This window comes from Streptomyces sp. G7(2002), from assembly GCF_028870195.1.
Classification (GTDB): domain Bacteria; phylum Actinomycetota; class Actinomycetes; order Streptomycetales; family Streptomycetaceae; genus Streptomyces; species Streptomyces nigrescens.
This window is the reverse complement of sequence record NZ_CP102609.1, coordinates 6,036,312-6,058,434: the sequence shown is the minus strand read 5'-3', so window position 1 is coordinate 6,058,434 and position 22,123 is coordinate 6,036,312. Positions and strand designations below refer to the sequence as shown.

The window sequence follows — 22,123 nt, the reverse complement described above, 5'->3', positions numbered from 1 at the left end:
GCCATCCTCGGAAACATGGAACTTAACAACGTTAAGGACGCAGTCGGCGTGACGGACGATCTCCCCACCACCGTCGACGTACTGATCGCCGGCGCCGGCCCGACCGGCCTCGCCCTCGGCATCGACCTCGCCCGGCGCGGGGTGCGCGCACTGCTCGTCGAACGGCAGGACCGCCTCTCGCGCGGCGCCCGCGGCACCGGTCTGCAGCCGCGCACCCAGGAGGTCTACGACGACCTCGGCGTGCTGGCGGCCATACAGGCGGCCGGCGGGCTCTACCCGAAGACGGCCCGCTGGGAGAACGGCCGGATCGCCGAGATCAGCGAGATGATCGAGCGGGTCGACCCGACACCCGCCATGCCCTACTCGAACGCCCTGATGGTGCCGCAGTTCCGCAACCAGGAGCTGCTGTCCGCGCGCCTCCAGGAGCTCGGCGGCAGAGTGCTCCTCGGCACCGAACTCACCGCATTCACCCAGGACTCCGACGGGGTGACGGCCCGTCTGCGCGGCGCCGACGGGGTGGAGCGCAGCGTGCGCGCCGCCTATCTGGTCGCCGCCGACGGCGGGCGCAGCACCGTCCGCCGGGCGCTGGGCATCGGGATGAGCGGCCCGTCGCTGCCGGCGGGCGCCGCGGTGCTCGCCGATGTCCGGGTGGACGGCCTGGACCGGGACCACTGGCACCGCTGGAACCTGCAGGGCGGCGGGTTCGTCGCCCTCCTCCCCCTCGCCGGTACCGACCACTTCCAGACCTTCATCGTCGCCGGCGGAGCGACGGACACCTCACCCGAGGCGGTCCGCGCCCTGCTCGCGGCCCACACCCACCTCGCCGCCGAGCAGATCCGCGAGGTCCTGTGGTCCTCCCTCTACCGCCCCAAGGCGGGCATGGCCGACGCCTTCCGCGCCGGCCGGGTCTTCCTGGCCGGCGATGCCGCGCACATCCACTCCCCGGCGGGCGGCCAGGGCCTGAACACCAGCGTCCAGGACGCCTACAACCTCGGCTGGAAGCTCGGCCAGGTACTGCGGCACGGCGCCCCCGACACCCTGCTCGACAGCTACGAGACCGAGCGCCGGCCGATCGCCGCACGCATCCTCGACACCAGCACCCGGCTGCACCGCTCCGGTTCCCTGCGCCGCGGCCGGGACCTGCACCAGCTCGACATCGGCTACCCCGACAGCCCGCTGACCCAGGAGCTGCGCACGGACCTCGCCGAGGGCGTGCCCGCCGCGGGCGACCGGGCCCCCGACGCCCCGTGCACCACGGCCGACGGCCGGCCCACCCGGCTCTTCGACGCCTTCCGGGGCCCGCACTTCACCCTGCTCACGCTCGGTGCGACCGACCTCGACGACACCGCGCTGCCGGCCGATCCCGCGCTGCTGCGCGTCGTCCGCGTCGGCGGCCCGTCCCCCGATCTGCTCGACACCGACGGCCATGTCCGCGACGCCTACGGCAGCGGCCCCGCCGTCCTCCTCATCCGCCCCGACGGCTATCTCGCCCTCGCCGCACCGGCCGAGGACGCCACGGCCCGGGTGACCGCGGCCCTCGGGACGTACCTCGGCGCGGGCACGGCGCAGGCGGTCCGGTGAACACCGCGGGCCGGCCCGGCGGACCGGCCCGCCCTCAGGAGACCACCCCCGCGGCGGCGAGCAGCGCCCGTGCCTCGTCGCGGGCCTGACCGAGCGGGTCGGGGAAGATGCCCAGGCCATGCGCGACCAGGGCCCCTTCATGAAGGAGCATCAGCGACCGGCCCAGCCGGCCGGCCCGGTCGGGGGCGGCGTCCCGGACGAGACCGGTGAACAGCGCGAGCATCCACTCCTTCTGCGCGGTGATGATCGCGTACGCGGGGTGGGACGGATCGCTGATCTCGGCATGGGCGTTGACCATGCTGCACCCCTTGGCGCTGTGCTGTGCCGACCAGTCGCGTGCGGCGTCGAACACCGCCAGGACCCCTGCCACGGGCGACGGCCGTGCGGCATCGAGGTACGGCGCGAGAAAGGCCCGCCACCGTTCGTCGCGGTCCGCGAGGTACTCCACGACGATCTGCTCCTTGGAGCCGAACCGGTCGTAGAGGGTCTTCTTGGTCACCCCGGCCTCGGCCGCGATCAGATCCACCCCGACGGCATGGATGCCGCGCTCGTAGAACAGCCGCTCGGCGGCCGCCAGGGCGCGTCGCGCGGCAGGCGTCATGGTGATCCGTCGCGGCGTCTGCGCAGCACTCATGGCAAAAAGTATACCGATCTGTATAGTAAAAGGAGAGGTATACAGATCGGTCTACTTGCTGAAGGGGGACGGACGGTATGCGCCTCCTGCTCTCAGCCGCCTTTGTGCTCTGCTGGAGCTCCGGCTTCATCGGCGCCAAGCTCGGCGCGGGCAGCGCGCCCGCGGCCACGCTCCTGATGTGGCGGTTCCTGCCGCTCACCGCCGTCCTCGTCCTGGTGGCGGCGACCGCCGCCCGCGCCTCGTGGCGGGGCCTGACGGCACGGACGGTCGCCCGGCAGGCCGCCATCGGCGCCCTGTCACAGAGCGGCTATCTCTTCACCGTCTACTACGCGATCCAGCTCGGGGTCTCCAGCGGCACCACGGCCCTGATCGACGGCACCCAGCCCCTGGTGGCCGGGGCGCTCGCCGGACCCTTGCTGCACCAGTACGTCTCCCGCCGGCAGTGGCTCGGACTGTGTCTGGGCGTGGGCGGCGTCGCGCTGGTCACCACGGCCGATGCGACGGCCGCCGCGGGCGTGAGCCGGTGGGCGTACCTCGTCCCGTTCCTCGGTATGTCCTCGCTGGTGGCGGCCACGTTCCTGGAAGGCCGCTCGCGCACCCGGGTCGCACCGTCGGTGTCGATGACCCTCCACTGCACCACCAGCGCCGTCCTCTTCACCACCCTCGCCGCCGCCACCGGCTCCGTACTGCCGCCCCCCTCGCTCTCGTTCTGGGCCGCGGTCTGCTGGCTCGTGACGCTGTCCACCTTCGGCGGGTACGGGCTGTACTGGCTGATCCTCCGGCGCTCCGGCGTCACCGAGGTGAACACCCTGATGTTCCTGATGGCACCGGTCACGGCGCTGTGGGGAGCCGCCATGTTCGGCGAACCGTTCGGCCCGCAGACCGCCGCCGGACTGGCGGTCGGCCTCGCCGCGGTCGTCCTGGTACGCCGCGGGGCAACACCCCCTGGTGAGAACCCGCCCGGGCGCGCACGAGGCCGTACCAGCGGGGAATCCGCTCGTACGGCCTCGTGCCGAGGACAGGCGCCTGAGGGGGGTGAGGCGCCCGGGACGGTGACCCGCCCGGAAAGAACAGCGGTCCGACGGACCGGCCTTAGAGGAAGACGCCCCCTATAGAACCAGCGACAGCAGCAGCACACAGACGATCCCGACCACCGAGATCAGCGTCTCCATCACCGACCAGGTCTTCAGCGTCTGGCCGACGTTCATCCCGAAGTACTCCTTGACCAGCCAGAACCCGGCGTCGTTGACATGGCTGAAGAACAGTGAGCCGGAGCCGATGGCCAGTACCAGCAGCGCGGCATGAGGGGTGCTCATCTCGGCGGCGAGCGGGGCGACCAGTCCGGCGGCGGAGATGGTGGCAACGGTCGCGGAGCCGGTCGCGAGCCGGATGGTGACCGCGATCAGCCAGGCCAGCAGCAGCGTGGAGATGTTCCAGCCCTTGGAGATGTCCAGGATCATCTGGCCGACGCCGGCGTCCACCAGCGTCTGCTTGAAGCCGCCGCCCGCGCCGACGATCAGCAGCACCCCGGCGATCGGGCCGAGCGACTTCTCGACGGTGGCGGCGATCCGACCCCGGGTGAAACCGGCCGCCCGCCCGAGCGTGAACATCGCGACGAGGACGGCGGTGAGCAGCGCGATCAGCGGCGAGCCGACCACGTCGAAGACCCTCTGGACGGTGTGCTCCGGATTGTCGACGACGATGTCCACCAGCGCCTTGGCCAGCATCATCACCACCGGCAGCAGCACGGTGGCCACGGTGATCCCGAAGCCGGGCCGCTTCTCCAGGTCGTCGGAGGTGCGCTCGGGCACCAGATTCTCCGGCGGCTGGATGTCGACCCAGCGAGCCGCGTAACGGGAGAAGACCGGACCGGCGATGATCATGGTCGGGATGGCGACGACCACCCCGAGCGCGAGCGTGACCCCGAGGTTCGCGCCGACCGCGTCGATCGCCACGAGCGGCCCCGGGTGCGGGGGTATCAGCCCGTGCATGACGGACAGTCCGGCCAGCGCCGGGATGCCGATGCGCATCAGCGAGAAGTTGCCGCGCTTGGCGACCAGCAGCACCACCGGGATCAGCAGCACGATGCCGACCTCGAAGAAGATCGGCAGCCCGACGATCCCAGCGATCAGCACCATCGCCCAGGGCATCGCCTTCCGGCTCGCCTTCGCCAGGATCGTGTCGACGATCTGGTCCGCGCCTCCGGAGTCGGCCAGCAGCCGCCCGAGGACGGCACCGAGCGCGATCAGTACACCGGTGCCCGCGACCGTCGTACCCAGGCCCGCCGAGAAGCTGGTGATGGTCTTGTCGAGCGGTGCGCCGGCCACCGCGCCGAGCACCAGCGAGCCGATGATCAGCGCCAGGAAGGCATGCAGCTTGAACTTGGTGATGAGCAGGACGATGACGGCTATGCCGGCCAGGACGGCGATGCCCAGCTGCGCGTGACCGGCCGTGGTGATCGGCTCGGCCGCGTCCGCTGCGAGCATCTCGACGCTGAGATGTGTCACGGCGATTCCCTTGGTTGGACGGAGGGGGAAGGGGTGCTGCGTTACCTGTGGGGGGAGTTCGGGTGGTGAGGGGGGCGTCCTAACCGTCCGCCGCGTCCCTCGCGTGCAGTGCGGCCACCGCCCGCTCGGCGATCTCCTCCGGGGTGCCGGCCACGTCGACGGTGACACCGGCCTCATCGGCCCCGGGCGGTTCGAGCGTGGCGAACTGGGAGTCCAGCAGCGCGGTCGGCATGAAGTGGCCCTTGCGCTCGGCCATCCGCTCCTCGATCAGCGCGCGCTCACCGGTGAGGTGCAGCAGGACGATGCCGGGGGCGACGGCACGCAGCCGGTCGCGATAGGCGCGCTTGAGCGCGGAGCTGCTGACGACCCCGCCGCGCCCGGCCCGCTCGCGCGCCCAGGCTCCTATGGCATCCAGCCAGGGGCCCCGGTCGTCGTCGTTCAGCGGGATGCCCGCCGACATCTTGGCGATGTTGGCCGGCGGATGGAAGTCGTCACCCTCGGCGTACGGGACGCCCAGCGCGCCGGCCACCAACGGGCCGATCGTGGTCTTGCCGGTGCCGGCCACGCCCATCACGACGATCACGTCGGGGGTGCTCATCCCGTGGTACCTCGCTGTCCTCATCGACCTCGTGCGGGCCCCACTGAAACCCATTAGGTACGACGTATTCAAGAGCCTGTGATGCAAACGTCATACTTAATTGGCCGAGGGGCCGGGAACGTAGGCTTGGCCCATGGAAAACGAGGGGAAGGGACTGCACGCACGGGTGCTGGAGTCCCTCGGACCCGCGATCACCGCGGGCGACTACCCTCCGGGCACGATCTTGCGTACGGACGAACTGGAGCAGCGCTTCGACGTCTCACGCACGGTCATCCGCGAGGCGATCCGGGTACTGGAATCCATGCAGCTGGTCGCCTCCCGGCGCCGGGTGGGGGTGACCGTCCGGCCCACCGAGGAGTGGAACGTCTACGACCCACGGGTGATCGGCTGGCGACTGGCCGGCCGCGACCGCCCGCGCCAGCTGCGCTCGCTGACCGTCCTCCGCTCGGCCGTCGAACCGGTCGCCGCGGGCCTGGCCGCCCAGCACGCCACCCCCGAGCAGTGCGCCCGGCTCACCGAAGAGGCGATGGGCATGGTCGCCACCTCACGCGGCCAGCAGCTCGACGCCTACCTCGTCCACGACATGGCCTTCCACCGGGTGGTGCTGACCGCCTCCGGCAATGAGATGTTCGCCCGGCTCGGCGATGTGGTCGCCGCCGTCCTGACCGGCCGCACCCAGCACCATGTGATGTTCACCGACCCCGACCCGGCCGCGGTCACCCTCCATGTACAGGTCGCCGAAGCCATCCGCACCGGCGACGCGGCGCGGGCGGAATCCCTGACCCGCGAGATCACCGCCGGCGCCATGGCCGAACTGGACGTCCTCGCACCGTAGTTGACCGCGCGGGCGGGGTCCCCCCTCAGAACAGCGGCTGCTGCCCCGGGATCGGCGGCTCCTCCGGGTCGAACAGCTTCTCCGCCGGCGCCATCATCGGCGCCATCCTGCGCGACCCCGGGCAGGAGATCAGCTCCAGCACCGTCCGCCGCCCGGGCGGATCATGGCGAGCGAAACGGCCGCCGACAACGGCGATCTCTCGGGTGCAGATGGGGCACGCGCGGCGGGGTGACGACATGGCTCCAGTGTGACTCAGGTCAGCTCACCGGTCACAAGCTCCCGCCCCCACACCCGCACTCGCTAGCCGCACCAGCATCAGCACCGCGAGCGGCCACGCCACCGCCCGCGCGTCAGCAACCTGCCCCACCACCCATCGGACTCCCCCACCACCACCGCCACCGCGACATCCCCCGCACACCGCCATCAGCCCCAACTGCCCCCTCAGAACGCATCCGTCGGCACATAAGTCCCCCACACCCCCCGCAGCGCATCGCACACCTCGCCCACCGTCGCCCGCGCGCGCAGTGCCTCGCGCATCGGGTAGAGGACGTTGTCCGTGCCTTCGGCGGCCTTCTGCAGATCTCCCAGGGCCGTGGAGACCGTGCGCTGGTTGCGGCGGGCCCGCAGGGTGGCGAGCCGTTCGACCTGCTGGGCCTCGATCGCGGGGTCGACCCGCAGCGGCTCGTAGGGTTCCTCCTCGTCCAGCTGGAAGCGGTTGACGCCGACCACGACCCGCTCGCCGGCGTCCGTCTCCCGCGCGATGCGGTAGGCGTTGCGCTCGATCTCCTCCTTCTGGAAGCCCCGCTCGATGGCGGCCACCGCACCGCCCATGTCCTCGACCCGCCGCATCAGCGCCACGGCCGCCTCCGCCACGTCGTCCGTCATCGACTCGACGGCGTAGGACCCGGCGAACGGGTCGACGGTGGCGGTCACATCGGTCTCGTACGCCAGCACCTGCTGGGTCCGCAGCGCGAGCCGGGCCGACTTGTCGGTGGGCAGGGCGATGGCCTCGTCGAAGGAGTTGGTGTGCAGCGACTGGGTGCCGCCGAGCACGGCGGCGAGCCCCTGGACGGTGACCCGGGCGAGGTTCACCTCCGGCTGCTGGGCGGTGAGCTGCACCCCCGCGGTCTGGGTGTGGAACCGCAGCATCATCGACTTGGGGTTCTTCGCACCGAACTCCTCCCGCATCACCCGGGCCCAGATCCGGCGCGCGGCACGGAACTTGGCGACCTCTTCGAGCAGCGTGGTGCGGGAGACGAAGAAGAACGACAGCCGGGGCGCGAAGTCGTCCACGTCCATCCCGGCGGCGACGGCCGTACGCACATAGGCGATGCCGTTGGCGAGCGTGAAGGCGATCTCCTGCGCGGGCGAGGCACCCGCCTCGGCCATGTGATAGCCGGAGATGGAGATGGTGTTCCACCGGGGGATCTCGGCCCGGCAGTACTGGAAGATGTCCGCGGTCAGCCGCAACGACGGCTGCGGCGGGAAGATATAGGTGCCCCGCGCGATGTACTCCTTGAGCACATCGTTCTGGATGGTCCCGTTCAGCTGACCGGCCGCCACCCCTTCCTCCTCCCCCACCAGTTGGTAGAGGAGCAGCAGCAGCGCGGCGGGGGCGTTGATCGTCATCGACGTCGACACCCTGTCCAGCGGGATACCGCCCAGCAGCACCCGCATGTCCTCGACGGAGTCGATGGCCACCCCGACCTTGCCGACCTCACCCGAGGCGATCGGGGTGTCCGAGTCATGGCCCATCTGCGTCGGCAGGTCGAAGGCGACCGAGAGCCCCGTCGTGCCGTGGGCGATCAGCTGCCGGTAGCGGGCGTTGGATTCGCGCGCGGTGCCGAAGCCGGCGTACTGCCGCATCGTCCAGGGCCGCCCGGTGTACATCGACGGATACACCCCCCGGGTGAAGGGGTAGCCGCCGGGCGCGCCGAGCCTGCGCTCCGGGTCCCAGCCGTCCAGCGCCTCCGGCCCGTACACAGGCTCGATGGGCAGACCGCTCTCGTTGTACCGCACACTGCCCGACTCGTGCGCCATGGGTGTACGCCTCCCATTGGGTGACCGGTTCGTCCGGGTTTACGCCTTGCTGACAGCATGCCCGCAGGTTCGCCGCCCCGCAGCACTGGGAAGAGTCACCGATGGCCGGTCGGGCCGCCGAGATCCGGGGGTTGCGCATGCAGCGGAGCAGGGGAAGACGTACGGCGCCGGCGGTGGCCGCGGTGCTGGTGGTGGCGGCGCTCGCGGTGGGCTGCCGCCCGGTGACGGTCACCGGGGCCGGCTCCCCGGACAGCAAGGGCACCCGCTACGCCCCCACCACTCCCGCTCCCCCGCCGCTCGGCCACCACCCGCCCCCCGCGCACGCCCGGCACACCGCCAAGCCACATCCCCCACGCACCGCCCACCACACGCCCGCGGCCCCCAGGCCGCTGATGGCGCCGGGCTCGCGCGGCGCACAGGTCCGCGAACTCCAGGCGCGGCTGGCCCAGCTGGGCCTGTTCGACCGCGCCCCGACGGGCTATTACGCCTCGGTCACCGCCACCGCGGTCCGCGCCTTCCAGCGGCGGCAGGGCCTGCCCCGTACGGGCACCGTGCAGCCCGCGGCCTGGCGCGCACTGCGCTCACAGACCCGCCGGCCGTCGCACGCGGAGCTCTACCCGCCCACCACCCGGCCGGTCGGCACCCCCGATCCGCGCTGCATGCGGGGCAGGGTGATCTGCATCAGCAAGCGGAGCAATACGCTCACCTGGGTGGTCAACGGCCGGATCGTCTCGGCGATGGATGTCCGCTTCGGCTCGCAGTACACCCCCACCCGCGAGGGCACCTTCCACATCACCTTCAAGAGCCGCCATCACGTCTCGACGCTCTACCACACGGCCATGCCCTACGCGATGTTCTTCAGCGGCGGCCAGGCCGTCCACTACTCCGCAGATTTCGCCGCCCACGGCTACCGCGGCGCCTCCCACGGCTGCGTCAACGTCCGCGACAAACAAAAAATCGCCGCCCTGTTCCACACGGTGAGGGGCGGCACGAAGGTGGTCGTCTATCACTGAGCCCGCACGCTATCCACGGGCCCAGCCCAACGCTCTGACCGAAGCGACAATTGCTCCACCCCCACCCACCGCAACCACATCCGCGAGAGCGGCGCCGGCTTAGGCGCAAAGAGGGGTGGCGCCGGCTTAGGCGCAAAAGAAGGGCGCGGGCAGGGCCGGGGGAACGTGCCCCGCCCGCGCCAGATGCGCTGAGCCGTGGGTACGGGGGGAACCCCGGCTCCTCGCGCAGCCGATGACCAGTCGGCTTCATTCAGTACTGCGTCACCGGTTCAAAAAACGTCACACCTACGGGGTGGCGGTTCCGCTCGGGACGGCGTTTCCGGGGTCGGCGGTGGTCGCCGGGGGCGTGGGGGCCGGGGCGGTCGCGCCGGGGCCGGGGGTGGTGCCGGGTGTCTGGGAGGGGTGATCCTCGTCGTCCTCGTCGCCGCCCGAGCCGCCGCTCTGTCCGGTGCCGCCGGAGCCGCCCGTGCTGCCGCCGAAGCCGTCGTCGCCGCCCGTGCTGCCGCCGTCCTGGTAGCGCGCCAGGTAGGCGCGGCAGAAGAGGTGCACCTTCTCCGGGCCGCCGGCCTTGCGTTCGAGGCGTCGCAGGGTGTCGCGGTCCATGGCGTCCCGCTTGCCGGACTCGTAGTTCTGGCACAGGGCGAGCAGCACGTTCTTCGTGTCGCCGCGGCCGGGCGGCCGGGTGCCGTCGCCGCCGGGCTTGTCGCCGCGTCCGGTGCCGCCGCTGGGGGTGCCGCGGCCGGGGTGCTTGGTGGCGCCGGGGCTGCTGCCGGGTGCGGGGGTTCCGGTGGGGCCCGTCGATTCCCCGCCGGGGGTGGCGTCGGGGGTGTGCGCCGTGGTGCCGTCGGTCTGGGCGCCGGGCTCGCGGGTGTCGAGCGGGCCGGGGCTCTCGGCGGCGGAGACGCTGGAGGCGGGTGAGGGTTCGCCGCCCCTGAAGGGGCTGGGCAGCACGCCGGTGCCGGCGCCGACGGCGACGCCGCCGATGGCGCAGGCGGCGAGCGCGACGGCGAAGCCGCGCCGGAAGGGGCGGCCGAGGCGGGTGCGTTCGGCGAGGCCGGTGGCGTGTGCGGCGCGCACGGCCGGGGACGGTTCGTCGGCGGCGCGGTTGTGTGCGCCGGCGCCGCGGCGGGCAGCCTGCCGGAACGCGGCGACGGCGGCCTCTTCGCCGGGGAGTTCGGCGGTGCCGGGCGTCTTGCCGCCGACCGCGGAGGCGGCCTGCAGGAGCTGTTCGAGTTCGCGTGCGCCGTCACCGTGCCGGGCACTGACCTGTTCACCGCGCAGCAATCGCTCCGCGGTGTCCTTGTCGAGCCAGTTGTACCGGTCGTCGGCCATCACATGTCCTTCTGCGTTCGTGCGGCCGTTTCCGTCACACCTGGTACGTACGATTCCGCCACGCCGTCGCGGCGCCTTCTGCCCTGTACGGGCACCCCACTCACCGTTCCACCACCTCGGCGCGGGCCTGCTGAGGGCCGGCCGGAGGGGGCGCCTTCTTGCTGGTCGGCGCCGCCTTCGCCGCCGTCCTGACTGCTGTCCTGCCGTCCGCCCGGGCCGGCTCCCGGCTCCTCGCCGAGAAGCTCGGCGAGCCGTCGCAGCCCGCGGTGTGCGGCGGTGCGCACCGCGCCGGCCCGTTTGCCGAGCACTTCCGCGGCGCTCTTGGCGTCGAGCCCGACCACCACCCGGAGCACCACGGCCTCGGCCTGGTCCTGCGGCAGCCGGGCTATCAGCCGCATGGTGCGGCCGGTGCCCAGTGCTTCGAGTGCTTCGCCCGCGGTGTCGGACACAGCGGGGGTGTCGGCCAGTTCGCTTTCGTCGCCGCCGATCGCCGGGCGGCGGCCGCGCATCCGGATGTGGTCGAGGGCGCGGTTGCGGGCGATACGGGCGGCCCAGCCGCGGAAGCGGTCGGCGTCCCCGCTGAAGCGGGCGAGGTCACGGGTGATCTGGAGCCAGGCTTCGGAGGTGACGTCCTCTACGTCCGGTTCGCTCACCAAGGTCCGTACATACCCCAGAAGTCGGGGATGTACGGCGCGGTAGACGGTACGGAACGCCGCCTCGTCGCCGGCCTGCGCCGCCTGCACGGCCACCGTCAGCCGACGGTCGTCCGGCTGAATGTCGTCCCCTCGCACGGGTCCATCCTGTCGCACGCGGAATGTCCGCCGCCCGGTCCTTGCTGCATTGTCGCTTCACCCGGCCACGTCACCGGCCCGGCTCCGCCGGCGGCACCGGAGCTGTGCCGGCTACCGCCCGCCGCCGGCCACGGCCGGCCGGAAACCCCCGGTAACCCGGATGTTCCTGCTGACCGTAACCCGTGAGCCGCCGCGCTCCGCACCCGGGAGGGGCGCACCGCCCGCTCCGGCGGGGCCCGGAGCGCGGGAGCACACAGCGGCCGGTGCACCGGTGAAGTGCGTGCTCTGACCCATCTGGAACTCCCGGCAAGGACGGCTTTTCGGGCCGCGGCAAGCGGCGTGAACAGTGCGCCCATCGGCGCGGATCCGCACGTTACGGGCCTGATCGGGCCCGCGTCCAGACCACTAGCCGTACCCCTGCCCGTACCCCGTGTGACGCTTTCGCGGCGTCTGGCGCTGTATCGGATAGGGGCCTTTACCGGCCCTTCGCGAACGACGGCCGGGGCCTCTCCTGTGGGGGGTGGCGGCCCCGGCCGTCCTCGTTCGCTCACCCGGTGCTTCGCCCGGTTCTCTCACCCGTTTCTTACCGGGCCCGCTCTCACACCCGGTTGGCCAGCGCCTTGAAGCCCGTCCAGGACAGGGCGGGCGTCCGCGGGTCCCAGGTCTTCTGCGCCAGCGCCGCCAGCGGCAGCCGGATACCGGCCGCCACCTGCGGGGCGGTCTGCGCCTGTGCCCGGTCGCACCAGATCGCGAAGCGCGCCCCGGGGATCCGGTCCGGACCGGTCATGCTCGCGGGCACCGCCACCGCCCCGGTGCCGCGGATCACCAGCGGGGTCCAGCTCTCGTAGATCCGCTGGCCGGTCGGGTAGACGAACTGGTTGGGCTCGCCGAGCACGTAGTAGAGGTACTCGTCGTTGAAGTTCATGACGTTGCGGCCCTCGCGCAGGAATGCCGAGGGGTCACGGTGCCCGGCTTCCTTGCCGGTCCAGTAGTCGACCATCCGGTCCTTGTCGGCGGACGCCCGCGGGCTGGAGAAGAATCCGTCGTTCCAGGCCTCGATGCGGTTCTTGCCCTTCGCCTCCACGGTCTTCTGCCGGTCGTTGAGCCAGCCGGTCGCCAGGTCCGCGATGGTGCCGTTGGGTCCGTACTTCTGCCGTGCGGCCCGGGTGAGCTGCGGATATGTGGTCGCCGGGGTGGACGACAGCAGGGCCTGGTACTCATCGCCGCCCAGGTGCCAGTAGGCGGGCGCGCCCTTGGGGTTGGTGAACAGCTCGCTCATTTCCTTCAGCAGCGAGTCGATCAGCGGGGCCGCCTTGGGGTTGGAGATATCGATCGCACCGGGGACCACGCTGCCTGACGCGCGGCGCAGCAGCAGGTCCGGATAGTGCTTGAGCACGGCGCCCAGGTGGCCCGGCGAGTCGAGTTCCGGGATGACGGAGATGTGCAGGCTGCGCGCGAGCGCGATGATCTGGCGGATCTGGGCCTTGGTGAGATGGTCGGCGGAGACGATCTCGGGGTGGGTGTCGCTCTGGATGCGGAAGCCCTGGTCGTCGGAGAAGTGCAGCTGGAACTGGTTGAGCTTGAGGTCGGCGATCTCCCGGAGCCGGGCCTCGATCCAGTCCTGGGTGAACGGCTTGCGGGCGTTGTCCAGTGACATACCGCGCTGCGGACGGCCCGGACGGTCCTGGATGGTGCCCTCAGGGAGCCCGCCGGCGGCGCGCACGGCCTGCTTGACGGTGCGGGTGCCGTAGAAAATTCCGGCGTCGGTGGGGGCCGTGAGAGTGAGCCGGGTGCCCTCGGCGGTGAGTGTGTAGGCCTCGTCGGCGGCGCCCTGGACGGGCACATTGTTCGCCTGGTCCGCACCGTTCCCCGTCAGCTTCACCTCGATGTCGCCCGGCTGTACGGTCTGGTCGCCGTAGACGACGGCCAGCCCGCCGAGGTCGCGGGCCATCCGCTGGGCCTCGTCGGCGACATTGCTCTTCTCGCCGGCCGGTACGACCACCCGGGCCCCCTTGCTGGGCCGCCAGCCGCGGCCGTCGGCCCGGCGGAAGTCGCGGACGGCGGGGATGACCTGCGGCGTCCCGGTCACCGGCGCCCAGGTCGGGGTGGCGGCGGAGGTGGGGTTCATCTTGGCGCTGGTGCTCCCGGGCGGCTCGGTGTCCGCGGCGTCGGAGCAGCCGGCGAGCAGCAGGGCACCGGCGAGCGCCGCGGCCGGCAGCGCGGACCGGGCCGCCGGGCCCTTGCCCGTCATCGGCTGCGTGGGGCGCGGGGAGGCCGAGGGCCGCGGGGCGCGCGGCGGCCGCATCGGGTTCGACATCGTGCAATCCTCACTTTTCGGGGCGAAGGCATTGCCAGGTGTGCGGAGCTGGTCGTCCAGGGAAGGCGCGAAAGCTCTCCCATCCGGGTGAAATTCGCGCATCCGTCGGACAGTGGTCGCCAAGCGTCGTTAGCGTGGCGTCTCCTTCGTCACCCCCTTCAGGGCTCTCCCGGAACTCCGGATACCGCCGGGGTGTCGTCGCACACGCACCACCGCCATACCCGCCGCCGCGTCGTCCGCGTCCCGGCTTCGGTCCGCTTCTCCCCCAGCTTCCTTCAGTCGTCCGTCCCGCACCTGTCGAACCGACCTATTCGCATCCGTCCGAGGAGCCCACGCTGTCCGGTGACATCCCGGCCGCCCGGCCGACGACGCTGCACCCTCCGCAGCCCCCGCGGCGCGGCATATCCGCGCGGGTCCGCGGCGCCGCGCTGCCGCACCCCCGCGCCGAGGGCATCGGGCTCGCCCGCTTCAACGCCCTCACCAGGGAGGACGTCCTGGCCGTGCTCCTGAGCTGCTGCGGCAGCCGCCGTTGGGCCGAGCGGGTCGCCGCGCACCGCCCGTACCCGGACCGGGAGTCCCTGCTCGCCGCGGCCGACGAGGCCTGTTACGACCTGACCGCGGCCGAGCTGGACGAGGCGCTCGCCGAGGAGTCGCTCTCCTCCCAGCCGCTCGTCGGCGCCCGCGGCCCCGGCACCCTGGCCGCCCACACCGCGCTGCGCGCCGCGCACGCCGAGTACGAGCGGCGCTTCCGCCATGTCTTCGTGATCTGCCTGGACGGCTATCGCGACGAGGAGCTGCTCGACCAGGTGCTGTCCGGGATCCGCACCCGGCTGGGCCATGAACCGGACGAGGAGCGGGCGGTCGCCGCGGACGAACTGCGCCGGCTGACCCGCGGACGGCTGACCCGGCTGACGGCCTCCGGCCCGTGACGGATCGCGGCATGTGACCTGGAACATTCCGGTTCGTGCTTGTGTGATAGCCCGTTGGTGCCTGTTTGATCACACCTAAGGACCCCGGCGCAAGGAACCGACAACACGTCGCTACGATGGCCAGGGCCGGTGGACCGTACCCGGCCGGGCCCGACCGACAGAGAAGCCGGCTGGCCCCAATCCCCGCTCCCGGAGGGTTTTTCCGTGCCGGCTGGAACGCTGTACCGCGGCCGGGAAGGCATGTGGTCCTGGGTGGCTCATCGAGTCACCGGCGTCCTCATCTTCTTCTTCCTGTTCGTTCACGTCCTCGACACCGCACTCGTACGCGTCTCCCCCGAGGCGTACGACGACGTCGTTGCGACCTACAAGACGCCTATCGTCAACGTGATGGAGTACGGCCTGGTGGCCGCCATCCTCTTCCACGCGCTCAACGGCCTCCGGGTCATCGCCGTGGACTTCTGGTCGAAGGGCCCGAAGTACCAGAAGCAGCTGCTGTGGACCGTTGTCGGTATCTGGGCCGTACTGATGGCCGGTGCCTTCTACCCCGTGCTGCAGCACACCCTGCGCACGCTGTTCGGGAGCTGACGCGAGATGTCTGCTGAAACCACCTCCGCAGGGGCCCCCGCGGCGGACAACGTCACGCTCTACGACGTGGACAACCCCGCTCCGGTCATCGAGCCGCCGCGCAAGCGCACCGGCAAGACCCCGAAGTCGACCCGCACGAACTTCGAGCTGTACGGCTGGCTGTTCATGCGGCTGTCCGGCATCGTGCTGGTCGTCCTGGTCCTGGGCCACCTGCTGATCCAGCTGGTCCTCGACGGCGGCGTCTCCAAGATCGGCTTCGCGTTCGTGGCCGGCCGTTGGGCCTCGCCGTTCTGGCAGGTCTGGGACCTGCTGATGCTGTGGCTGGCCATGCTGCACGGCGCCAACGGCCTGCGTACGGTCATCAACGACTACGCACAGCGGGACAACACCCGCTTCTGGCTGAAGATGCTGCTGTACACCGCGACGGTGTTCACCGTCCTTCTGGGCACGCTGGTGATCTTCACCTTCGACCCGAACATCTCCTGAAGCCGGGGCTGACTGGAACCATGAAGATCCACAAGTACGACACCGTCATCGTCGGCGCCGGCGGCGCGGGCATGCGCGCGGCCATCGAGTCGACGAAGCGCAGCCGCACCGCGGTCCTGACAAAGCTCTACCCGACCCGCTCCCACACCGGCGCCGCCCAGGGCGGTATGGCCGCGGCCCTCGCGAACGTCGAGGAAGACAACTGGGAGTGGCACACCTTCGACACGATCAAGGGTGGCGACTACCTGGTCGACCAGGACGCCGCCGAGATCCTCGCGAAGGAGGCCATCGACTCGGTCCTCGACCTCGAGAAGATGGGCCTGCCGTTCAACCGCACGCCGGACGGCACGATCGACCAGCGCCGCTTCGGCGGTCACTCCCGTAACCACGGTGAGGCCCCGGTCCGCCGGTCCTGCTACGCCTCGGACCGCACCGGCCACATGATCCTCCAGACGCTGTACCAGAACTGCGTCAAGGAGGGCGTGGAGTTCTTCAACGAGTTCTACGTGCTCGACCTGCTGCTCCAGGACGTCGACGGCGTCAAGAAGTCCGCGGGCGTCGTCGCGTACGAGCTGGCCACCGGCGAGATCCACGTCTTCCAGGCGAAGGCGATCATCTTCGCGTCCGGCGGCACCGGCAAGTTCTTCAAGGTGACCTCCAACGCGCACACCCTGACCGGTGACGGCCAGGCCGCGGCCTACCGCCGCGGGCTGCCGCTGGAGGACATGGAGTTCTTCCAGTTCCACCCGACGGGCATCTGGCGCATGGGCATCCTCCTGACCGAGGGTGCGCGCGGCGAGGGCGGCATCCTTCGCAACAAGGACGGCGAGCGCTTCATGGAGAAGTACGCGCCCGTCATGAAGGACCTCGCCTCGCGTGACGTCGTCTCGCGCTCCATCTACACGGAGATCCGCGAGGGCCGCGGCTGCGGTCCCGAGGGCGACCACGTCTTCCTGGACCTGACCCACCTGCCGCCGGAGCAGCTGGACGCCAAGCTCCCGGACATCACCGAGTTCGCGCGGACCTACCTCGGTATCGAGCCCTACACGGACCCGATCCCGATCCAGCCGACCGCGCACTACGCCATGGGCGGCATCCCGACGAACGTCGAGGGTGAGGTCCTGGCGGACAACACCACGGTCGTCCCGGGTCTGTACGCCGCCGGCGAGGTGGCCTGTGTCTCCGTGCACGGCGCCAACCGCCTGGGCACCAACTCGCTCCTGGACATCAACGTCTTCGGGCGCCGGGCCGGCATCGCCGCGGCGGAGTACTCGGCCACCGCCGAGTTCGTCGAGCTCCCCGAGAACCCGGCGCAGCAGGTCGTCGACCAGGTCGAGCGGCTGCGCAACTCCACGGGCAGCGAGCGGATCACCGAGATCCGCAAGGAGCTCCAGGAGACCATGGACGCCAATGTGATGGTGTTCCGCACCGAGCAGACGATCAAGTCCGCGGTCGAGAAGATCGGCGAGCTGCGCGAGCGCTACCTGAACGTGTCCATCCAGGACAAGGGCAAGCGGTTCAACACCGACCTGCTGGAGGCCATCGAGCTGGGCAACCTCCTCGACCTGGCCGAGGTCATGGCCGTGTCCGCGCTGGCCCGCAAGGAGTCCCGCGGCGGCCACTACCGCGAGGACTACCCCAACCGCGACGACGTCAACTTCATGCGGCACACCATGGCGTACCGCGAGGTGGGCGCAGACGGCGTCGAGTCGATCCGCCTCGACTACAAGCCGGTCGTGCAGACCCGCTACCAGCCGATGGAGCGTAAGTACTGATGAGCACCCCGACTCTCGACAAGGACTCCGCGGCTGCGGACACGGCCGAGGCCGGCGCTTCGCACCTGATCACGGTCACCTTCCGGATCCGCCGGTTCAACCCGGAGGTCTCGGAGGACGCCAGCTGGGAGGACTTCCAGCTGCAGATCGACCCCAAGGAGCGCGTCCTGGACGCCCTCCACAAGATCAAGTGGGAGCTGGACGGGTCGCTGACCTTCCGTCGTTCCTGCGCCCACGGCATCTGCGGCTCGGACGCCATGCGCATCAACGGCCGCAACCGTCTCGCCTGCAAGACGCTGATCAAGGACATCAACCCGGAGAAGCCGATCACGGTCGAGGCCATCAAGGGCCTCACGGTGATGAAGGACCTTGTCGTCGACATGGAGCCCTTCTTCCAGGCGTACCGCGATGTGATGCCGTTCCTGATCACGACCGGCAACGAGCCGACCCGTGAGCGCCGGCAGTCCGCCGAGGACCGCGAGCGCTTCGACGACACCACCAAGTGCATCCTGTGCGCCGCCTGCACGTCCTCGTGCCCGGTGTTCTGGAACGACGGCCAGTACTTCGGCCCGGCGGCGATCGTCAACGCGCACCGCTTCATCTTCGACTCGCGTGACGAGGGCGGCGAGCAGCGGCTCGAAATCCTCAACGACAAGGACGGCGTCTGGCGCTGCCGGACGACCTTCAACTGCACGGACGCCTGCCCGCGCGGTATCGAGGTCACCAAGGCCATCCAGGAAGTCAAGCGGGCGCTGATCACCCGCCGCTTCTGAGCCCGGCGGCGATCCGGGTCCCCACCCGGCCGCCGAGCAGTGACGGCACCTCCCGAAGGGCCTCGCCTCCGTACCCCCGGAGGCGGGGCCCTTCGGCACGGTCGCTCACCCTCTCCTTCGCCGGGTAGACGAGCACCGGCGGCAGGGCGTCGTCCACCAGCGCCACCGGTACGTCGCGGCAGAAGTACGACGGGACGAACACCAGCCCCCGCCCTTCCAGGTACAGGTCCCGCTCCACCGGATAGCCGGCCTCCAGCACCGGCGGCCGCCAGCGCATCACCGGCCCGAACGTCCGCAGCATCGCCTCCGCCCCGGACTGCGCCAGCGCATGCCTGCGCAACGCCCGGTCGAGGCCGACGCGTTCGGCGATCCGCGGCCAGCTCGGTGCCACCGCCCGGTGGTGGTACGTCCGCAGGCTGCGCGCCAGATGGCGCAGGGCGGCCGGCTCACCGTCCGCGATCCCGCGCGACCAGCCCGGCAGCGCCCGGTGCCCCGACAGCAGCACCAGCTCGGACCGCAGCCGCTCCCGCGGGGTGCTCATCACGGCCTCCAGCCCCGGCTCGACCCCGTCCAGGCCCGCGAACGGTGTGAGGAAGTCCGGGAAGTAGCCGTGCCGTGGCACCAGCGGCAGCAGGGTCCGCAGCGGCCCCGGACCGTGCCGTACGGCATGCTGCCGCCAGGCGGCCAGCGCCGGTTCGGCCCGGTTCTCCCGCAGGGCGTGCAGGCTCAGCACCGTCTCCCATAACGGGTCGGCCCCTTCGGCCACTCTCGTACGCGCCAGATCCTGCGCGGTGAAGTGCACTCGCAGCACGTCGTCCCCCTGGTTCTGCGCCGCCTCCCCGAGCGGCGTGCCACGAGGATCTGTCCGGCGGGTACATTGCCGCAACCGAAACCCGCGGGTAGCCTCCCTCCCCCACCGGAAGCCTTCCCCCGGACCACTCAGGCCGACCGCAGCGCCCTCGCCGCCAGCGCCTCGTCCTCCGCCCGGCGCTCCTCCATGACCTGCGCATACGCTTCGAGCGCGGCCCGCCTCCTGCTCAACTCTGCTATTTCTGCCTCAAGTTGGGACATCTGCCGTTCCACGATGCCGGAGGAGAACGCGCACGGCATCAGCCCGGGGCCGCCCTGGGCGCAGGGCAGCACCGCACCGATGTCGTCGGTGTTCAGCCCGAGGGCGAGGAGTTCCCGGATCCGCCCGACACGCTCCACCGACTCCTTCTCGTCATAGCGCCGGTAGCCGTTCGCGTCCCGCTGCGCACGGAGCAGCCCCCGCTCCTCGTAGTAGCGCAGCACTCGCGTGCTGACTCCCGTACGGCGCGCCAGCTCACCTATCCGCATCTGTTTCCCCCGCATCCGTTCCGCTCTGCATCCGTTCCGCTCTGCATCCGTTCCCCTCCGCGCCGGGCCGTTGCCGGGCGCCGGGTGCCCGTATTGCCGGGTGCCCGGTGCCGGACTGCCGGTTGCCCGGTGCCCGTATTGCCGGGTGCCCGGTGCCGGACTGCCGGGTGCCGGACTGCCGGGTGCCCGGTGTCGTACTGCCGGTTGCCCGGACCGACTTGACCTTCACACCGGCGTCAAGGTGCAACCTTTTCCGCATGACGCAGATTCCCGCCGCGGCCACCGCGGCCGCCGCCCTCCCGCCCCTGTCCACCACCGTCGCCGGTGATCCCGCCGGCCCCGGCATCCTGCTGGCCCACGGGGCGACCGGCAGCATCCAGGGCAACTACGGCGACCTCATCCCCGCCCTGGTCGCCTCGGGCCATCGCGTGGTGGCCCCCGACTACCCGGGCTCCGGCAAAACCCCGCGCGCCACCGGCCCGTTGGAGCTGGACGCACTGGCCGATGCCCTGGTCGCCGAGGCCCTCGCGGCCGGCCTGGAGACCTTCACCCTGATCGGCTACTCGATGGGCACGGCCGTCTCCGTACGGGCCGCCACCCGCCATCCCGAGCGGGTGCGCGGCCTCGTGCTGACGGCGGGCCTCGCCGCGGCGGATGCCCGCACAACCGTCTGGCTCGACCTGTACCTGCACCTCCTGGAGCGTGCCGACTACACAGGCTTCGCCCGGGCCCGAGCCCTCAGCGGCTTCGCACCCGACCACTTCAACGCCCTGTCCCCCGCGGAACGGGCCGCCGCACTGGACCCGGACCCGTCCCTCCCACCGAGCGGCTCCGCCGAACAGGCGGCACTCGTACGGACCTTGGACACTACTGCCGATCTTCCCGGCATCTCGGTGCCCACCCTGGTCATCGCCACCACTCTGGACGCACTGGTGCACCCGTCCCACTCGCGCTATCTGGCAGACCACATCCCCGGCGCCGTATACACCGAGATAGCCACCGGCCATCTGCCCATGGTCGAACGCCCGGAGGAGTGGGAGGGGCTGATCCAGGGCTTTCTCGGGCGGGAGGGGTTGTGACGGGGGGAGGTGCTGCTGACCGGGAAGGGGACGCGGGGTGCCGGGGGTGCCGGGGGTGCCGGGGGGCCGGGGGGCTTGCGACGCCCCGGGGGCTTCCGGTGACGCCAGCGGCTATCCGGTGACGCCGGGGGCTGCCGGTTGCACCGGAGGGTTGAGGCTCCCGCCAGGCCCTGACGCTCCCGGTAGCGCCCTCCGCGAATCATGACTTTCGTCAGTACCAGCAGCGAGAGGCTCTGCTTACGCTCCGGTCATGAACCGAATTCGCCGTGGGGCTGCCGCGTTACTCCTCGCCGTCACGCTCCCCCTGCCCCTCGCCGCCGCCGGCACCGCCGTCGCGGCCCCCGCACCGCCCGCCGCCCACACCGCGTCGCCCACGGCCCCCGCCGCCCCCACCCGCCTCGAACTCCCCCGCCCCACCGGGCCGTACGCGGTCGGACGTGACACCCTCCCGCTCACCGACACCCACCGCAAGGACCCTTGGGTACCGTCCGCGGGCCCGCGCGAGCTGATGGCGTCGATGTACTACCCGGCCCACCCCGGCACCAGCGGCGCCCGCGCTCCCTACATGGCCATCGAAGAGGCCCGGCCTCTTCTGGAGGGCATCAAGCACGCGGACGCGCTGCCGCCCGAGCAGCTGGCCGCCACCCGGACCCACGCCCGCACCGGGGCCCGCGCCATCGACGGCAAGCACCCCCTGGTGGTGCTCTCTCCGGGCTTCACCCTCAACCGTGCGACGCTCTCCCTGCTCTCCGAGGAGCTGGCCTCCCGCGGCTATGTCGTCGCCCTGCTCGACCACGCCCACGAGTCCTTCGGCACCACCTTCCCCGGCGGCCGCACCCTCACCTGTGTCGCCTGTGACACGGTCAACAAGGCTCCCGAGAAGGCCCAGCGGAAGCTCATGGCCAAGGTCGCCGACGGTCGCGCCGCCGATATCTCCTTCGTCATCGACACCCTGACGGCCGCGCCCGGCCGCCACCACGCCCCGGCCTGGCGGCACTCGGCAATGATCGATCCGAAGCGGATCGGCACCGCCGGACACTCCATCGGCGGCAACAGCGCGGCAAGCGCCATGGCGGCCGACCGGCGGATCCGCGCCGGGGTGAACATGGACGGCACCTTCTTCGCCCCCGTCCCGCGCTCGGGGCTCGACGGGCGACCCTTCCTGATGCTCGGCGGCCTCAACGGCCATGCGCCGGGCGACGAGGACACCAGCTGGCTGCGCGACTGGCACCGCCTGGACGGCTGGAAGCGCTGGCTCACGGTGCGCGACGCCGGCCACTTCACCTTTATCGACCTGCCGGTCCTGGGCGCGCAGCTCGGCGTCACCGACCCCAACGCCCCGCTCTCCGGCAAACGCTCCGGCGAGATCACCCGTGACTACGTGACCGCCTTCTTCGACCAGCAGCTGCGCGGCATACCCCGGACCCTGCTGGACGGCCCATCCGCCGCCAACCCCGAGGTTGTCTTCCAGAAGCCCTGACCTCACACCGGCCCGGCCGACACAGTGCTA

General features: G+C 71.3%; 21 protein-coding genes. 11 read left to right on the top strand and 10 right to left on the bottom strand.

Features of this window, described 5'->3' with window-relative positions:
* The first annotated feature begins 15 nt into the window (after window positions 1-15).
* Window positions 16-1,581 (top strand): FAD-dependent monooxygenase, encoded by a 1,566-nt coding sequence (locus NUT86_RS25765; protein ID WP_274737790.1) that lies wholly within the window; start codon window positions 16-18, stop codon window positions 1,579-1,581.
* Window positions 1,582-1,615: 34 nt separating this feature from the next.
* Here the strand turns inward: NUT86_RS25765 and NUT86_RS25760 are convergent, their stop codons facing one another.
* Window positions 1,616-2,215: a TetR/AcrR family transcriptional regulator gene (locus NUT86_RS25760; protein WP_274737789.1), complete on the bottom strand. Its 600-nt coding sequence runs from the start codon at window positions 2,213-2,215 to the stop codon at window positions 1,616-1,618.
* A 77-nt stretch (window positions 2,216-2,292) separates the two neighbouring features.
* Between NUT86_RS25760 and NUT86_RS25755 the strand changes: the two genes are divergently transcribed.
* Window positions 2,293-3,330: a DMT family transporter gene (locus tag NUT86_RS25755; RefSeq protein ID WP_274737788.1), complete on the top strand. Its 1,038-nt coding sequence runs from the start codon at window positions 2,293-2,295 to the stop codon at window positions 3,328-3,330.
* Here NUT86_RS25755 and NUT86_RS25750 read toward each other — a convergent pair.
* Complete coding sequence (locus NUT86_RS25750) at window positions 3,325-4,722, bottom strand: GntT/GntP/DsdX family permease (RefSeq protein WP_148590711.1); 1,398 nt, start codon at window positions 4,720-4,722, stop codon at window positions 3,325-3,327. The two genes, NUT86_RS25755 and NUT86_RS25750, sit on opposite strands and share 6 nt — an antisense overlap.
* Window positions 4,723-4,801: 79 nt before the next feature.
* Window positions 4,802-5,320 (bottom strand): gluconokinase, encoded by a 519-nt coding sequence (locus NUT86_RS25745; RefSeq protein WP_018089163.1) that lies wholly within the window; start codon window positions 5,318-5,320, stop codon window positions 4,802-4,804.
* Between the two features lie 133 nt (window positions 5,321-5,453).
* On the opposite strand from NUT86_RS25745, the gene NUT86_RS25740 reads away from it, so the two are divergent.
* Window positions 5,454-6,155: a FadR/GntR family transcriptional regulator gene (locus tag NUT86_RS25740; RefSeq protein ID WP_018089162.1), complete on the top strand. Its 702-nt coding sequence runs from the start codon at window positions 5,454-5,456 to the stop codon at window positions 6,153-6,155.
* A 25-nt stretch (window positions 6,156-6,180) separates the two neighbouring features.
* On the opposite strand, the gene NUT86_RS25735 is transcribed toward NUT86_RS25740, so the two are convergent.
* Both NUT86_RS25735 and NUT86_RS25730 read right to left on the bottom strand, forming a co-directional pair.
* Window positions 6,181-6,393 carry a hypothetical protein gene (locus NUT86_RS25735; protein ID WP_026169541.1) on the bottom strand — a complete coding sequence of 71 codons (213 nt, stop codon included), beginning with the start codon at window positions 6,391-6,393 and terminating at the stop codon, window positions 6,181-6,183.
* A 203-nt stretch (window positions 6,394-6,596) separates the two neighbouring features.
* A complete protein-coding gene (locus tag NUT86_RS25730) occupies window positions 6,597-8,195 on the bottom strand; it encodes an acyl-CoA mutase large subunit family protein (protein WP_274737785.1) in 1,599 nt (532 codons plus the stop codon).
* Between the two features lie 137 nt (window positions 8,196-8,332).
* Between NUT86_RS25730 and NUT86_RS25725 the strand changes: the two genes are divergently transcribed.
* Entirely contained in the window at window positions 8,333-9,208 is an 876-nt protein-coding gene (locus tag NUT86_RS25725; protein WP_274737783.1) for a L,D-transpeptidase family protein, read from the top strand.
* A 285-nt stretch (window positions 9,209-9,493) separates the two neighbouring features.
* Here NUT86_RS25725 and NUT86_RS25720 read toward each other — a convergent pair whose 3' ends face one another.
* From NUT86_RS25720 to NUT86_RS25710, 3 genes are all read right to left on the bottom strand, one after another.
* Entirely contained in the window at window positions 9,494-10,540 is a 1,047-nt protein-coding gene (locus NUT86_RS25720; protein WP_266438906.1) for a hypothetical protein, read from the bottom strand.
* The gene (locus tag NUT86_RS25715) at window positions 10,540-11,331 is read right to left on the bottom strand and encodes an RNA polymerase sigma factor (RefSeq protein WP_371874833.1); all 792 of its coding nucleotides are present in this window, start codon (window positions 11,329-11,331) and stop codon (window positions 10,540-10,542) included. The genes NUT86_RS25720 and NUT86_RS25715 overlap by 1 nt, the downstream gene beginning before the upstream one ends.
* A 598-nt stretch (window positions 11,332-11,929) precedes the next feature.
* Window positions 11,930-13,648 (bottom strand): beta-N-acetylhexosaminidase, encoded by a 1,719-nt coding sequence (locus NUT86_RS25710; RefSeq protein WP_159486531.1) that lies wholly within the window; start codon window positions 13,646-13,648, stop codon window positions 11,930-11,932.
* 134 nt (window positions 13,649-13,782) lie between these two features.
* Here NUT86_RS25710 and NUT86_RS40690 point away from each other — a divergent pair, with 134 nt between their 5' ends.
* The 5 genes from NUT86_RS40690 to NUT86_RS25685 all read left to right on the top strand — a co-directional run bounded on the left by NUT86_RS40690 (window position 13,783) and on the right by NUT86_RS25685 (window position 18,196).
* Window positions 13,783-14,577, top strand: coding sequence for a 2-oxo-4-hydroxy-4-carboxy-5-ureidoimidazoline decarboxylase (locus NUT86_RS40690; RefSeq protein WP_371874834.1), 795 nt, complete (start codon window positions 13,783-13,785; stop codon window positions 14,575-14,577).
* A gap of 204 nt (window positions 14,578-14,781) precedes the next feature.
* Window positions 14,782-15,162, top strand: coding sequence for a succinate dehydrogenase, cytochrome b556 subunit (gene sdhC / locus NUT86_RS25700; protein WP_026169539.1), 381 nt, complete (start codon window positions 14,782-14,784; stop codon window positions 15,160-15,162).
* 6 nt (window positions 15,163-15,168) lie between these two features.
* A complete protein-coding gene (locus tag NUT86_RS25695) occupies window positions 15,169-15,648 on the top strand; it encodes a succinate dehydrogenase hydrophobic membrane anchor subunit (protein WP_018089153.1) in 480 nt (159 codons plus the stop codon).
* A gap of 20 nt (window positions 15,649-15,668) precedes the next feature.
* Complete coding sequence (gene sdhA, locus NUT86_RS25690; RefSeq protein WP_159486533.1) at window positions 15,669-17,423, top strand: succinate dehydrogenase flavoprotein subunit; 1,755 nt, start codon at window positions 15,669-15,671, stop codon at window positions 17,421-17,423.
* Window positions 17,423-18,196 (top strand): succinate dehydrogenase iron-sulfur subunit, encoded by a 774-nt coding sequence (locus tag NUT86_RS25685; protein ID WP_093637218.1) that lies wholly within the window; start codon window positions 17,423-17,425, stop codon window positions 18,194-18,196. Before sdhA ends, NUT86_RS25685 begins: the two co-directional genes overlap by 1 nt.
* On the opposite strand, the gene NUT86_RS25680 is transcribed toward NUT86_RS25685, so the two are convergent.
* Window positions 18,180-19,007, bottom strand: a complete 828-nt coding sequence (locus NUT86_RS25680) for a hypothetical protein (RefSeq protein WP_229838002.1) — start codon at window positions 19,005-19,007, stop codon at window positions 18,180-18,182. The genes NUT86_RS25685 and NUT86_RS25680 overlap by 17 nt on opposite strands.
* A 128-nt stretch (window positions 19,008-19,135) precedes the next feature.
* Window positions 19,136-19,534 carry a MerR family transcriptional regulator gene (locus NUT86_RS25675; protein ID WP_274737778.1) on the bottom strand — a complete coding sequence of 133 codons (399 nt, stop codon included), beginning with the start codon at window positions 19,532-19,534 and terminating at the stop codon, window positions 19,136-19,138.
* 257 nt (window positions 19,535-19,791) lie between these two features.
* Here NUT86_RS25675 and NUT86_RS25670 point away from each other — a divergent pair, with 257 nt between their 5' ends.
* Together NUT86_RS25670 and NUT86_RS25665 are read left to right on the top strand one after the other, a co-directional pair.
* Window positions 19,792-20,613 carry an alpha/beta fold hydrolase gene (locus NUT86_RS25670; RefSeq protein ID WP_159486537.1) on the top strand — a complete coding sequence of 274 codons (822 nt, stop codon included), beginning with the start codon at window positions 19,792-19,794 and terminating at the stop codon, window positions 20,611-20,613.
* A 250-nt stretch (window positions 20,614-20,863) separates the two neighbouring features.
* The gene (locus tag NUT86_RS25665; RefSeq protein WP_274737776.1) at window positions 20,864-22,093 is read left to right on the top strand and encodes an alpha/beta hydrolase family protein; all 1,230 of its coding nucleotides are present in this window, start codon (window positions 20,864-20,866) and stop codon (window positions 22,091-22,093) included.
* Window positions 22,094-22,123 lie beyond the last annotated feature (30 nt).

Coding starts and splice junctions, on each gene's coding strand:
- NUT86_RS25710 (WP_159486531.1), bottom strand. CDS start 13,648: ATGTCGAACCCGATGCGGCCGCCGCGCGCCCCGCGGCCCTCGGCCTCC.
- NUT86_RS25685 (WP_093637218.1), top strand. CDS start 17,423: ATGAGCACCCCGACTCTCGACAAGGACTCCGCGGCTGCGGACACGGCC.
- NUT86_RS25670 (WP_159486537.1), top strand. CDS start 19,792: ATGACGCAGATTCCCGCCGCGGCCACCGCGGCCGCCGCCCTCCCGCCC.
- sdhA (WP_159486533.1), top strand. CDS start 15,669: ATGAAGATCCACAAGTACGACACCGTCATCGTCGGCGCCGGCGGCGCG.
- NUT86_RS25745 (WP_018089163.1), bottom strand. CDS start 5,320: ATGAGCACCCCCGACGTGATCGTCGTGATGGGCGTGGCCGGCACCGGC.
- NUT86_RS25720 (WP_266438906.1), bottom strand. CDS start 10,540: ATGGCCGACGACCGGTACAACTGGCTCGACAAGGACACCGCGGAGCGA.
- NUT86_RS25675 (WP_274737778.1), bottom strand. CDS start 19,534: ATGCGGATAGGTGAGCTGGCGCGCCGTACGGGAGTCAGCACGCGAGTG.
- NUT86_RS25740 (WP_018089162.1), top strand. CDS start 5,454: ATGGAAAACGAGGGGAAGGGACTGCACGCACGGGTGCTGGAGTCCCTC.
- NUT86_RS25695 (WP_018089153.1), top strand. CDS start 15,169: ATGTCTGCTGAAACCACCTCCGCAGGGGCCCCCGCGGCGGACAACGTC.
- NUT86_RS25665 (WP_274737776.1), top strand. CDS start 20,864: ATGAACCGAATTCGCCGTGGGGCTGCCGCGTTACTCCTCGCCGTCACG.
- NUT86_RS25755 (WP_274737788.1), top strand. CDS start 2,293: ATGCGCCTCCTGCTCTCAGCCGCCTTTGTGCTCTGCTGGAGCTCCGGC.
- NUT86_RS25735 (WP_026169541.1), bottom strand. CDS start 6,393: ATGTCGTCACCCCGCCGCGCGTGCCCCATCTGCACCCGAGAGATCGCC.
- NUT86_RS25760 (WP_274737789.1), bottom strand. CDS start 2,215: ATGAGTGCTGCGCAGACGCCGCGACGGATCACCATGACGCCTGCCGCG.
- NUT86_RS25730 (WP_274737785.1), bottom strand. CDS start 8,195: ATGGCGCACGAGTCGGGCAGTGTGCGGTACAACGAGAGCGGTCTGCCC.
- NUT86_RS25765 (WP_274737790.1), top strand. CDS start 16: ATGGAACTTAACAACGTTAAGGACGCAGTCGGCGTGACGGACGATCTC.
- NUT86_RS25725 (WP_274737783.1), top strand. CDS start 8,333: ATGCAGCGGAGCAGGGGAAGACGTACGGCGCCGGCGGTGGCCGCGGTG.